At 69.4% G+C, this 12033-nt stretch carries 11 protein-coding genes and 2 pseudogenes; 4 read left to right on the top strand and 9 right to left on the bottom strand.

All coding sequences use genetic code 11. From position 1 onward, the window contains the following. Nucleotides 1-768, top strand: coding sequence for an SDR family oxidoreductase (locus RIF68_RS01065; protein WP_309049193.1), 768 nt, complete (start codon nucleotides 1-3; stop codon nucleotides 766-768). Between the two features lie 196 nt (nucleotides 769-964). Here the strand turns inward: RIF68_RS01065 and RIF68_RS36370 are convergent, their stop codons facing one another. Together RIF68_RS36370 and RIF68_RS01060 are read right to left on the bottom strand one after the other, a co-directional pair. Then, a complete protein-coding gene (locus RIF68_RS36370) occupies nucleotides 965-1267 on the bottom strand; it encodes a peptidase inhibitor family I36 protein (RefSeq protein WP_375165655.1) in 303 nt (100 codons plus the stop codon). Between the two features lie 117 nt (nucleotides 1268-1384). Then, nucleotides 1385-1768 (bottom strand): helix-turn-helix domain-containing protein, encoded by a 384-nt coding sequence (locus RIF68_RS01060; protein WP_279562174.1) that lies wholly within the window; start codon nucleotides 1766-1768, stop codon nucleotides 1385-1387. A gap of 84 nt (nucleotides 1769-1852) precedes the next feature. On the opposite strand from RIF68_RS01060, the pseudogene RIF68_RS01055 reads away from it, so the two are divergent. Together RIF68_RS01055 and RIF68_RS01050 are read left to right on the top strand one after the other, a co-directional pair. Next, a pseudogene (locus RIF68_RS01055) lies at nucleotides 1853-2503 on the top strand (NADPH-dependent F420 reductase); the annotation flags it as partial. Between the two features lie 7 nt (nucleotides 2504-2510). Further along, nucleotides 2511-2798, top strand: a pseudogene (locus tag RIF68_RS01050) (ISL3 family transposase); the annotation flags it as partial. A 140-nt stretch (nucleotides 2799-2938) separates the two neighbouring features. Here RIF68_RS01050 and RIF68_RS01045 read toward each other — a convergent pair. From RIF68_RS01045 to RIF68_RS01015, 7 genes are read right to left on the bottom strand one after another with little or no spacing between them, the layout of a single operon-like run. Continuing rightward, entirely contained in the window at nucleotides 2939-3982 is a 1044-nt protein-coding gene (locus RIF68_RS01045) for a CoA transferase (protein WP_309049192.1), read from the bottom strand. Further along, on the bottom strand, nucleotides 3979-4935 hold the full coding sequence (locus RIF68_RS01040; protein ID WP_279562176.1) for a TIGR03564 family F420-dependent LLM class oxidoreductase: 957 nt from the start codon (nucleotides 4933-4935) through the stop codon (nucleotides 3979-3981). Before RIF68_RS01040 ends, RIF68_RS01045 begins: the two co-directional genes overlap by 4 nt. A gap of 1 nt (nucleotide 4936) precedes the next feature. After that, on the bottom strand, nucleotides 4937-5359 hold the full coding sequence (locus tag RIF68_RS01035) for a cobalamin B12-binding domain-containing protein (protein ID WP_279562177.1): 423 nt from the start codon (nucleotides 5357-5359) through the stop codon (nucleotides 4937-4939). After that, nucleotides 5359-6936 (bottom strand): methylmalonyl-CoA mutase family protein, encoded by a 1578-nt coding sequence (locus RIF68_RS01030; protein WP_279562178.1) that lies wholly within the window; start codon nucleotides 6934-6936, stop codon nucleotides 5359-5361. Before RIF68_RS01030 ends, RIF68_RS01035 begins: the two co-directional genes overlap by 1 nt. Nucleotides 6937-6987: 51 nt before the next feature. Next, complete coding sequence (locus RIF68_RS01025) at nucleotides 6988-8433, bottom strand: FadD3 family acyl-CoA ligase (protein ID WP_309049191.1); 1446 nt, start codon at nucleotides 8431-8433, stop codon at nucleotides 6988-6990. Then, nucleotides 8430-9608 carry an amidohydrolase family protein gene (locus RIF68_RS01020; RefSeq protein ID WP_309049190.1) on the bottom strand — a complete coding sequence of 393 codons (1179 nt, stop codon included), beginning with the start codon at nucleotides 9606-9608 and terminating at the stop codon, nucleotides 8430-8432. The genes RIF68_RS01025 and RIF68_RS01020 overlap by 4 nt, the downstream gene beginning before the upstream one ends. Nucleotides 9609-9643: 35 nt before the next feature. After that, entirely contained in the window at nucleotides 9644-11206 is a 1563-nt protein-coding gene (locus RIF68_RS01015; RefSeq protein ID WP_279562181.1) for an AMP-binding protein, read from the bottom strand. A 76-nt stretch (nucleotides 11207-11282) separates the two neighbouring features. On the opposite strand from RIF68_RS01015, the gene RIF68_RS01010 reads away from it, so the two are divergent. After that, nucleotides 11283-12033 (top strand): FAD-binding oxidoreductase (locus RIF68_RS01010; RefSeq protein ID WP_375165654.1); only part of this gene is annotated, 751 nt, incomplete at its 3' end.

The raw sequence follows: 12033 nt of genomic DNA, 5'->3' as shown, positions 1-12033 counted from the left end.
ATGCACATCGACGGTTGCGCAGCCTTGGTGGTGGGTGGAGCGGGAGGGCTGGGCGAGGCCACGGTCCGGCGGCTGTGTGCCGCGGGCTCCCGGGTAGTGGTCGCCGACCTCGCCGACGACAGAGGCAAGGCCCTGGAGGCGGAACTGGGGGTGCGTTACGTCCGTACCGACGCCACCGACGAGGACTCGGTCCGGGCCGCGGTCGACGAGGCCGAACGGGCGGGCACGTTCCGGATCGCGGTCGACTGCCACGGGGGGCCCGCAAGCGGCGGACGGCTCATCGGTAAGGACGGCTCACCGATGGCCCTCGAGGGATTCCGCACGACCGTCGACGTCTATCTGACCGGAGTCTTCAACGTGCTGCGACTGGCCGCCGCGGCCATCGGCCGCACCGAGCCCGTCGACGGGGACGGCGGACGCGGGGTTATCGTCACCACTTCGTCCATCGCCGCGTACGAAGGACAGATCGGCCAACTGCCGTACGCGGCGGCGAAGGGCGGCGTATCGGCGATGACCCTGGTCGCCGCCCGTGATTTGTCACCGCTCGGCATCCGCGTGGCAACCGTCGCTCCCGGCACCGTCCTCACGCCCGCATACGGAAAAGCCGCCGAGAAACTGGAGGAGTACTGGGGGCCCCAGGTACCGCACCCTCGACGAATGGGTCGGCCCGAGGAGTACGCCGCGCTGGTGCAGCACCTATGCGAGAACAATTACCTCAACGGTGAAGTGGTACGCCTGGACGGTGCGTTGCGGTTCCCACCCAGATAGTTGCCAAGGATCACTAGTCGCAGACCTGACGGAAAAAAGTGGCCGCAAGCCACAGTCATCTGAAGGGTAATACGGGGCGGCCACGGCGGAGAAGCCCGTGGCCGCCTTGGTTGCATCAAAGCCGTTGTGGTTTTTCACGGCGAGTTTCATCGACTGAAGCAGACCAGTGCCTCACTCGCAGGGACGGCAAGACGTCTCAGCAAGCCGCGTCGACGGAGCTCAACCTGTTGTCATGGGTGGGGTTGAGGTCGCCCTGGAACCACCCCGGCATGGTTCCCAGTCGCCCAGTGTAGGTGCCGTCGTAGAGGATGATGGGGATCGGCGTCCTGTTCCAGGCGGAAGTCGATTTACCGTCGAGGTAATCGGGGAGATGGTGTCGTCCGCAGCTAGGAACGACCCAGAAGAGTCCTTCGCCCTGGTAGTGCTGGAAAAAGCACGCGCCGGCCCCACAACGGTCGTAGGCAGCCTGTGCAATGCTGTCACCACTGGTTCCAGTCACCCGGTACAGTTCCGTGTGCCCTTCGGTCAAGGGCGCGCGCCACACTGGTGCTGATGCGGACAAGTCGACGGTCGCTTGGTCAACAGCTCTGTCAGGACCTGTGGTCCGCCCGGCCTTTTAACTGGCCGCTGCTCCGTTGCGGATGCCAGTGCTGTGGTGCTCTTGAGCGGCGAGGACCTGATCGGCGTGATCGATCGCCCACTGGCCAAGGCTTGCCAGCGGTCCGTCAGCGAGGCTGTGGCCCAATTCGGACAGCTCATACGCCACGGAGCGGTCGGCCGGCGTGGTGATCCGTATGATCAAGCCGTTGGCATGCAGACGGCGAAGCGTCTGGGTCAGGACCTTGTCGCTGACGCCGGCAATGCCGCTCAGAAGGTCGATCCGGCGGCGTCTGCCCGTTCGCAGCGCCATCAGCACCACTGGGTCCCAGGTATGGGCGATCAGGTCGGCGGCCAGTCGCACCGCACAGTCTGCGGCGAAGGGCGAGCAGTAGTCGTTCACACGTCTCTTCCTACTGAATTCGGGCCTACCGATTGGTAGGCCCGAGGTTCCTACCGTAGCGAGACATCAGGCTCCGAGGAACGGGAGAGTGACGTGCGTATCGGAATTCTGGGCACCGGCGTGATGGCCTCGGCACTGGCGGAGGCGTGGATGCGAAGTGGGCACCACGTCCTCGTCGGAGGCCGTTCACAGGACAAGGCTCGGGCGATCGCCGAGCGGCTCGGTGACACGGTCGAGGCGGCCGACCCCGTGCAGGTGGCCAGGGCAAGCGATGCCGTGGTCTTGGCAGTGGCGTGGGAGGGGCTCGACCAGGCGCTCGCTCTCGCCGAGGCCGACGAGGGATCATTGGCGGGCAAAGCCGTGATCGACTGCACCAACGCGGTCGACTACGCCTCCGGCCTGCTCAAGCCACCCACCGGGTCGGTAGTACAGCACGTCGCCAAGCAAGCCGTAGGCAGCCGCGTGGTCAAGGCGCTGCACCTGTTCGCAGGGACGAGTTGGCTGGCGCCGACGCCGGACCAACCGAGGCGGACCGTGGCGATGTGCGGCAATGACAAAGCGGCACTCGACATCGCCGGCGAGCTGATCCGCGACCTCGGTGGCGTGCCCGCCGTGATAGGTGGACTGGAGCACGCCCGGCAGCTTGAAGAGGTGGCGGGTTTCGTCATGCGGCTGGTCGCCACAGGCCATAACCCCGTCACCGCCGTGCCCGTCGTCGATCGGCCACAGGACTGACGATCTCCGGATGCTCATGACCAGGCCCGCCAACCTCAAGGCCGAGCATCGAAACCTCCTGGCCCGGCTTACCGCGGCCTGCTTCAATTCGGCTCAGCTAACTGCCTGTGTCGGGAAGTTCGCCCAGCCTCCGAAGCCCACTCCGAGAGATGACGACACGCTCGACCTCTGGATCGTCCAGGTCCGCGTAGCCGGTCTGCCGCGTCTGCGCACCTTTACCCTGGGCTTGGAGCGAGACCGCAATGCTCTCATCGCCGCGCTCACCCTCCCGTACAGCAACGCACTCACCGAGGGACGTGAACACCAGGATCAAGCTCCCGCGAACCTCATCGGAGACGCTTACACCGCAACAACGAGCCACATCATGGGACGTGACCTCGTAAATAGCGGGAAGACCGCCAACGGGAAGCCACCGGGTGCGCTACAGACCTCGGATCAGACGGCATCCCCATGTTCACCCAGCCGCGGCGGCGCCCCGTATACAGGCCCGTAGCCGGCTATGCGGAACGGGCTTCCCACCAACCGGTGACCGCCCGCCTCCACGATCGTGTCGCTTGCCTCGGTGAGGGCCTCGGGCAGGCTCCGCACGGCGGCAGCTGGTACGTGCAGGGGGCGCAGCCGGGCCTCCCAGCCCGCCGCCGTGTCCGTGGCGAGAGCCTCCGTCACGGCGGCGACGACCTCCTCACGGTGGGCCGCCCGTTCAGCCATCGTGGTGTAGCCGTCGATGCCCGCCTCGGTGGCGAAGACGCGCCAAAAGGCGTCGTGGGTGATGAACAGCGCCAGGTGTCCGTCCGCGGTCGGGAAGAGCTGTGCGGGGACGTAGTAGGCGTGGGCACCGCCGAGGCGGCGCGGGGTTGCGCCGTCGTTGAGCCAGGCGGCCGCGTGGTAGTTGAGCTGGGAGAGCATCACGTCGCGCAGGGAGACGTCGACCTGTCCGCCGCGCCCCGAGACGACCTGCGCCAGTAGGCCGAGCGCGGCGGCGAGGCCCGCCGAGTTGTCCGCGGAGGAGTAGCCGGGCAGCTGGGGCGGGCCCTCGGGCTCGCCGGTGAGCGCCGCGATGCCGACGGCGGCCTGGATGACGTAGTCGAACGCGGGCTGGTCACCGGCATCCATGCCCCAGCCGGTGAGAGCGACGCACACCAGCCTCTCGTTCCAGTGCTTCAGCGCCTCGTAGGTGAGGCCGTAGCGGTGGACGGCCGACGGCTTGAGGTTGACCAGGAGGGCGTCGGCGCCCCTCACCAGCTCGTGCAGCCGCTCCTGCCCCTCCGGGGCGGCCAAGTCCAGGCGGACGGAGCGTTTGCCCCGGTTGAGGCTGGCGAAGTAGGCGTCGGAGACCTGACGGGACAGGTCTCCGCCGGGCGGTTCGACCTTGGTGACCTGTGCGCCCAGGTCAGCCAGCAGCATGGTGGCGTACGGCCCGGCCAGGATGTGTCCGACCTCCAGGACGCGCAGCCCGGACAGGGGCCCCGGACCACTCACCGGAAGTCCGCGGCGATCGCCGCCACCGCGTCCCGGGTGCGGAGCTTGGAGGCGACCAGCTCCTCGCGTCCGCTGCCGATGGGCAGCAGGCGTACGGACAGGTCGGTCACGCCCGCGTCCGCGAACCGCCGGAATCGCGCCCTGATGGCGGCTTCGTCGCCGGCCGCGCACAGATCGCCGACGTCACGGGCGTCGCCGTGTTCCATCAGGCGCTGGTAGTTGGGTGACACCTCGGCCTCACCGAGGATGCGGTTCGCTCGCTCTCGGGCCGCGTCGACCTCGTGCGGCGCGCACAGGCAGACCGGGATGCCGGCGACGACGCGGGGTGCCGCGCGTCCCGCTTCCTGTGCCGCCTTGGTGATCGCCGGGACGACGTGGTCGGCCACCGTCCGCTCGTCCGCCAGCCAGAGCACGGTCCCGTCGGTGAGCGCTCCCGCGATCCGCAGCATCACCGGGCCCAGCGCGGCCACCAGGACCGGCAGCGGGGAGACCGGGCCCACGGTGAGGGGGTTGTGCACGCGGAAGACGTCGTTCTCGACGTCCACGGACGCCGCCCCGCCGACCGCCGCGCTCAGGACCTCCAGGTAGGCGCGGGTGTACGCGGCCGGTTTCTCGTAGGGGAGGCCGAGCATGTCGCGGACGATCCAGTGGTGGGAGGCGCCTACGCCGAGGGCCAGGCGTCCACCGGCCGCCGCGTGCGCGGACAGGGCCTGTCGGGCCAGGGCGACGGGGTGCTGGGCGTGCACCGGCACGACCGCCGTGCCCAGTTCGATGCGGGAGGTGACGCGCCCCATCAGGGTCACGGCCGTCAGCGCGTCGAAGTCGGTGGGCACCTGCGGTACCCACACCGTGTCGAATCCGGCCTCCTCGGCCGAGCGGGCGTCGTCGATCATACGGTCCGCCTTGTGGGCGGCGTCGCCCCGCTCGGGGCCGCTCATCACTCCGACTCGCATGTCATTCCTCAGAGGTCGAAAGGGCTTCGGATGCGGCGGTCAGGGCGCGGATCTCGGCCACGAGGACGTCCAGGGCCGTTCCCGTGGGAAACACGGCGGCGGCCCCGGCCTCGTACAGCCGGTCCACGTCCCCACTGGGGATGGTGCCGCCGACCACGACGGGGATGTCGTCCGCGCCGGCCGCGCGCAGGGCCTCCAGCGTGCGGCGGGTCAGCGCGAGGTGGGCGCCGGACAGGATGGACAGGCCGACCAGGGCCACGTCCTCCTGTACGGCGGTGGCCGCGATGTCGTCGACACGGCGGCGGATGCCGGTGAACACCACCTCGAACCCGGCGTCCCGCAGCGCGCGGGCGACGAGTTTCGCACCGCGGTCGTGCCCGTCGAGTCCGGGCTTGGCGACGAGGACGCGTACCGGCGGCGCCATCAGAACACCACCGGCTGCCGGAACTCGCCCCACACCTCGCGCAGGGCGCCCGCCATCTCGCCCACGGTGCAGTAGGCGTTGGCGCAGTCAATCAAGGGGCCCATCAGGTTGGTGTCTCCTTCGGCGGCGTGTTTCAGGGCGTCGAGGCGGGCGCGGACGTCGGCGTTGCCGCGTTCCGCCTTGACCCGCGCGAGCCGTTTGAGCTGCCGCTCCCGGCCCTCGGCGTCCAGTTCGTAGGTGGCGAGGTCGGGCGGGGGCTCCTCGGCGGTGAAGCGGTTGACGCCAACCACCGGCCGTGCGCCGGAGTCGACCTCCTGGTGCAGCCGCCACGCCTCGTCGGCGATCAGGGTCTGCAGATAGCCGTCCTCGATGCAGCGCACCATGCCGCCGTGCGCCTCCAGGTCGGCCATGATCCGTTCGATGCGCTCCTCGGTGACGTCGGTCAGTGCCTCAACGAAGTACGAGCCGCCCAGCGGGTCGGCGACGCTCGTCACGCCCGTCTCGTGCGCCAGGATCTGCTGGGTGCGCAGGGCGAGGGTGGCCGACTCCTCGCTGGGCAGGGCGAACGGTTCGTCCCAGGCGGCGGTGAACATCGACTGGACGCCGCCGAGGACGGAGGCGAGCGCCTCGTAGGCGACGCGGACGGTGTTGTTGCGGGCCTGCGGCGCGTACAGCGAGGCGCCGCCGGCCACGCAGCCGAAGCGGAACATGCACGCCTTGTCGGTCTTCGCCCCGAACCGCTCCCGGACCAGCGTGGCCCAACGCCGCCGTCCAGCGCGGTATTTGGCGACCTCCTCGAAGAAGTCGCCGTGGGTGTAGAAGAAAAAGGAGATCTGCGGGGCGAACTGGTCGATGGTCATGCGACCGCGTTCGAGGACGGTCTCGCAGTACGTCACTCCGTCGGCGAGGGTGAACGCCATCTCCTGCACGGCGTTGGCGCCCGCGTCCCGGAAGTGCGCCCCGGCGACCGAGATGGCGTTGAAGCGGGGCACCTCGGCGGCGCAGAACTCGATGGTGTCCGCGATGAGCCGCAGGGACGGCTCGGGCGGCCAGATCCAGGTGCCGCGGGAGGCGTACTCCTTGAGCACGTCGTTCTGGATGGTGCCGGTCAGCTTCTCGCGAGGGATGCCGCGCTTCTCGGCGGCGGCGACGTAGAAGGCGAGCAGGACGGCGGCAGTGCCGTTGATGGTGAAGCTGGTGCTGATGCGGTCCAGGGGGATGGAGTCGAAGAGGATCTCGGCGTCGGCGAGGGTGTCGAGGGCCACGCCGACGCGTCCGACCTCGTCCGTGTACTCGGGGTCGTCGGAGTCGTACCCGCACTGCGTGGGCAGGTCGAGCGCGACCGACAGTCCGGTGCCTCCCTGGTCCAGGAGGTAGCGGTAGCGGCGGTTGGACTCCTCGGCGGTGCCGAAGCCGGAGTACTGGCGCAGGGTCCAGGTGCGACCCCGGTAGCCCGTGGGGTAGTTGCCTCGGGTGAAGGGGAAGGCACCGGGGGGCGGAGGATCGGCGGGCCGGTCCTCCGGGCCGTACAGGGGTTTCAGCGGAATGCCGGAGGCGGTGCGGGCGTCGTCGGTCATGACGGGGCGTCGTCCTTGTGTGAGGTGGGGCGTGCCCGGGCTTCCCCGTGGTCAGCGCAGTTGGTCCTTGAGCACCTTGCCGGTGGCGGTGAGCGGCAGCGAGGTGCGGAACTCGACGTGGCGTGGCACCTTGAACCCGGCCATCCGTTCCTTGGCCCACGCGATCAGCTCGGGCTCGGTCACCTCGCCGCGCCGCACCACGAACGCCTTGCCGACCTGTCCCATGCGTGCGTCGGGCACGCCGACGACGGCGACTTGGGCGACGGCGGGGTGCTCCAGCAGGAAGCCCTCGATCTCGGCCGGGTAGGCGTTGAAGCCCCCCACGATGAACATGTCCTTCTTGCGGCCGACGATTCTGAGCCGGCCCTCCTCGTCCAGTTCCCCCAGGTCCCCGGTGTGCAGCCAGCCGTCCGCGTCGATCGCCTCGGCGGTGGCCTCCGGGTCGTCGAGATAGCCGCGCATCACGGAGTAGCCGCGGACCAGGACTTCCTTGTCCTCGGCGACGCGCACCTCGAAGCCCCGGCAGGGTTTGCCGACGGTCGTCGCGACGGCCTCGTACGGGTCGCCCGGGCGGGAGGCGGTGACGGTACCGGCCTCGGTGAGCCCGTAGCCGGTCATGAGGTGGCTGAAGGGCAGCTCCGTGGTGATCCGGCGCACCAGTTCGACGGGAATGTCGGCGGAACCGGTGACCGCCACGCGCAGTGAGGACAGGTCCCGTCCGCCGTCCGCCTCCAGGAGGGAGTGGTAGAGGGTGGGCGGGCCGGGCAGGACGGTCACCCGTTCCTTCTCCACCAGCTCCAGCACGCGGCCGACGTCGAAGACCGCGAGGGGCAGCGCGGTCGCGCCCCGGATCAGGGAGGCGACCAGTCCCGCCTTGTAGCCGAAGATGTGGAAGAACGGGTTGACCATCAGGTAACGGTCGCCCTGGCGGAGCTGTGCGAGGTCGCACCACTCCGAGTAGAGCCGCAGGGTCTGCCCGTGGGTGCTCATCACCCCTTTGGGGCGGCCCGTCGTGCCGGAGGTGTAGACGATGTCGGCCAGGTCGTCCTCGCCGACCTCGCGTTCCAGCGGCCGGCCGGAGGCGAGGAAGCCGTCGTTCCTCAGGTCGATGACGGGCACGCCGGGCGGGCCGGTGAACGTCCGGTCCAGGAAGCCGTTCTGGATCAGCAGCGCCTTGGCACCGCTGCGTACGACGATGTCGTGCGCCTCGTCCTCGAGGAACCGTGTGTTCACCGGCACGAGTACCCCGCCGGCGGTCAGCAGCCCGAAGGCGGCGACGATCCACTCCGCCGAGTTGGGTGCCCACAGGGCGACCCGGTCCCCCGGGCCGACGCCCGCCGAGGCGAACGCCCCCGCGGTGCGCCGGACCCGGTCGGCCAGCTCCGTGAAGGTCAGGCGCTGTTCGCCGTCGACCACGGCTTCGGCGTCCCCGAAGCGGTCGGCCGCGCTCCGTACCAGCTCGGGGATGCTGCGCCACCGCGCCGTCGTCGGTGTCATGCGTCGATCAGCCGGGCCAGGTTGCCGCCCATCACCTTGGCCTTGTCCTCCTCGCTGAGCTTGGTGAGGTGGTCGACATAGGTGACGGGGTCGGCGAGGCCCTCCGGGTGGGGGTAGTCGGAGCCGAACAGGACGCGCTCGATGCCGATGAGTCCGCCGAGCTGGGCCATGTCCTCCTCCCAGAAGGGGCTGATGTGGATGTTGCGCCGGAAGACCTGGACCGGGTCCTCCTGGAACTCGTGCGGCATCTTCTTGTGCACGTCGGCGAGCCGGTTGAGTACCGGCTCCACCCACGAGGCACCGTTCTCGATCACCGCGATCTTCAGCTCGGGGAAGCGGGAGAGCGCCCCGTGGCAGATCAGGGAGGTGACCGCGTCCTCGATGGGCCGCCACTCGTTGACCTGGCGGAAGGCGTTGGGCTTGAACGGCAGGAACTCACGCCGCTGGCCCTCCCAGTCGTTGGCGTAGTTCGCGTAACCGGAGTCGGAGGAGTGCAGGGCGACCAGGACGCCGGTCTCGACGACCCGCTTCCAGAAGGGGTCGAACTCCGGCAGGGCGAAGGACCGTGTGCCGCCGTAGCCGGGAACGGGGGCGGGCCGGATCAGGATGGCCCGGGCGCCCCGCTCCACCACCCAGTTCAGCTCCTCGATGGCCTTCTCGACGACCGGGAGGGTGATGACGGGAACGGTGAAGATGCGGTCCTTGTAGGTGAAGCCCCACGTCTCGTGCAGCCACTGGTTGAGGGAGTGGATGACCGCGTGGATGAGCTCCGGGTCGTCCTTCATCCGTTCCTCGATGAGGCTCGCCAGCGTCGGGAACATCAGGCTGCGGTCCACACCGAGCTGGTCCATCAGCTCCAGGCGCGGTCCCGGTTCGCGGAACGCGGGGACGGAGCGCATCGGCTCGCCGAAGATCTCCCGGCGGGTCTTGCCGTCGGGGTTGCCGACCTTGAAGTACTCCTCCATGGCACCGGGGCGGGCCACGACGTCGAAGGTCGGGTTGGGGATGTACTCGCTGATCTGCCCGCGTATCGCGATCTTGGTGCGGCCGCGGACGTTCACGTACTGGATGGCCCCGTCGTACTCCTTCGGAAGGTACTTGGTCAGTGCCTCCTGGGTCTCGTAGAGGTGGTTGTCCGCGTCGAAGAGCGGATACGTGAGCTCGCGAGACGGCATGAGATCCTCCTTCACCGATTGCGAGAATCGTATTCTCATCCAGCGGGAGTGGCAATGCGGTTGCGAAGGACGAACTTCTTCACCTTGCCGCTGGGCGTGCGCGGGAAGTCGTCCACGTCATGGATCTGCTCGGGCCACTTCTGCCGCGCCAGGCCGGCCCGTTCTAGGTGCAGCCGCAGTTCGGCCAGGCCGGGGGCCTGCCACCCTGACCGCATACGCAGTACGGCGGCGGCGCGTTCCCCGAGGCGCGGATCGGGCACGCCGACCACGGCGGCTTCCGACACCCCGGGCAGGCCGAGCAGTATCTCCTCGACCTCGAGGGCGCTGATGTTCTCCCCGCCCCGGATGATGATGTCCGCCTTGCGGTCGGTGACGGAGAGCCAGCCGTCCTCGTCGAGGGAACCGATGTCACCGGTGCGGTACCAGCCCTCCGCGTCGAACGCCGCACGGGTCAGCCCGGGATCGGTGTAACCGAGACACAGGTCGGGACCGCGGGTGAGGATCTCACCGTCCGCGGCCAGGCGCAGTTCGACACCGGGCAACGCCACGCCGTCGGTGTGCAGACGTTTGCCGGCCGGGCCGTCGTACGGGGTGCAGGTGACGGACGGGTGCTCGGTCGAGCCGTACGCGCGGAACACCGTGATCCCGAGGTTCTCCAGCCGGGTCGTCACCGCCGAGGGTACGGCCGCGCCGCCGAGGCCCGCGTACTTGAGCCCGGCGATGTGCGCCGGCGTGCAGTCGGGGTGGTCGACGAGGCTCGTCATGTAGTACGCCGCCCCTCCCCCGACGGCCAGCCCCTCGCCGCGGATCAGAGCGAGCGCCTGGCCGGGGTTCCAGGTGTCGCCCAGGTTGACGGGGGTGCCGTCGAGAACGGGGATGAGGAAGGCGTTCACCATGCCGATGAAGTGGCCGACCGGAGCGACGGTGAACTGCCGGCCCCGGTCGGGCGGGTAGGAGGCGGCCAGCTGCCGCGTCTCGTAACCGAGGGTCTGATGACTGTGGATGACGCCCTTGGGATCGCGGGTGGTGCCGGAGGTGAAGGCGATCAGCGCGGGCGCGCCCGCGTCCACCGGGACCACGCCGGGCATCGGCTCCTCGGCCAGCAGCTCGTCGAAGTCGTGGCCCACCACGCCGACGACCGGGACCGACGCGCACAGGTCCGGGCGGAACCGCTGCCTACCGAAGCACTCGGCCGCGAAGAACGCCTTCGGGCGGGTGACCTCGAGTATGTACGCGACTTCCTTCGGCCCGTAGAAGTGCACGACGGGGACCACCACGGCACCGAGCAGGGCCGAGGCCCAGAAGACGGCGGCGGCCTCCATCCAGTTGGGCAGCTGCATGACCACCACGTCACCCGGCCCGACTCCGCGTTCCCACAGTCCCGCGGCCAGACGGCGGGCGACCAGCTCCACGTCGGCGAACGTCCCGGCCCACGGCCGGACGTCCGAGTGCACGCGGAACTCCACACCCCCCGACCTGGCCAGGCCGCTCGCCAGCAGGTCCCCGAGGGTCTCACGGGTCCACCAGCCCGACTCCTCGTAGCGGGCGGCCAGTTCGGCCGGGACGGTCCGCAGCGCGGCGGGAGAAAACGTCGACATGTCTCGGGCACCTCTCTTACGCGTGATGGGCGTATGAGAATTGCACTCTCCCACGGCGAGAAGGTAAGTTCCATACATGGCACGCGACCACGGCTTCCATCCGGCGAGGATCACCCGGGTCATCGAAGAGGCGCCGGACGTCCGCACCTTCGTCCTCGACGTCTCCTTCCCCTACCGCGCCGGGCAGTTCCTCACGTTCCGGGCCTGCGGGGCTCTGCGCAGCTACTCGATGTCGAGCTCTCCCGACACCGACGGCGAGGTGTGCGTGACCGTCAAGCGCGTGCCCGGCGGCCTCGTCTCGCAGTGGATGCACCGGGAACTCCGGGCAGGTGACACGCTGCACGTGTCCCGGCCCGCCGGCTCCTTCTGTCTGCGCGAGGGAAGGGGCGGGCGTCCGCTCGTCGCCTTCGCGGGCGGCAGCGGGATCACACCCGTGTTCTCGCTCGTCAAGAGCGCCCTGGCCACCACGACCCGGCCGATCCGTCTGCTGACGGCGCATCAGAACCACCGGTCCGCGATCTTCGCCACCGCCCTGGACACACTCGTCGTCCGGCATACCGGGCGCTTCGACGTACGGCATCACCTCGACGACCGGGACGGCCTGGTCACCGAGGACGAGATCCGCGCCGTGGTGGGGGACGAGCCGCAGGACACCGACTTCTACGTGTGCGGGCCGGCACCTTTCATGGATCTGGTGGAGCGCACACTGTCCGGCGCGGGGCATCGACATCACCGTCCGCGATCTGACCGGCACGCGCGTCGTCGTCACCGGCGGCAGCGACGGCATCGGTCTCGGCATCGCCTCGAGGCTCGCGGCGGCTGGCGGC

The sequence above is a fragment of the Streptomyces sp. genome (assembly GCF_031178505.1).
In the GTDB taxonomy this organism is placed as follows: Bacteria; Actinomycetota; Actinomycetes; order Streptomycetales; family Streptomycetaceae; genus Streptomyces; species Streptomyces gulbargensis.
This window is presented reverse-complemented; position numbering and strand designations above follow the sequence as displayed.

Coding starts and splice junctions, on each gene's coding strand:
- RIF68_RS01065 (WP_309049193.1), top strand. CDS start 1: ATGCACATCGACGGTTGCGCAGCCTTGGTGGTGGGTGGAGCGGGAGGG.
- RIF68_RS01040 (WP_279562176.1), bottom strand. CDS start 4,935: ATGCGAGTCGGAGTGATGAGCGGCCCCGAGCGGGGCGACGCCGCCCAC.
- RIF68_RS01035 (WP_279562177.1), bottom strand. CDS start 5,359: ATGGCGCCGCCGGTACGCGTCCTCGTCGCCAAGCCCGGACTCGACGGG.
- RIF68_RS01030 (WP_279562178.1), bottom strand. CDS start 6,936: ATGACCGACGACGCCCGCACCGCCTCCGGCATTCCGCTGAAACCCCTG.
- RIF68_RS01025 (WP_309049191.1), bottom strand. CDS start 8,433: ATGACACCGACGACGGCGCGGTGGCGCAGCATCCCCGAGCTGGTACGG.
- RIF68_RS01020 (WP_309049190.1), bottom strand. CDS start 9,608: ATGCCGTCTCGCGAGCTCACGTATCCGCTCTTCGACGCGGACAACCAC.
- RIF68_RS01015 (WP_279562181.1), bottom strand. CDS start 11,206: ATGTCGACGTTTTCTCCCGCCGCGCTGCGGACCGTCCCGGCCGAACTG.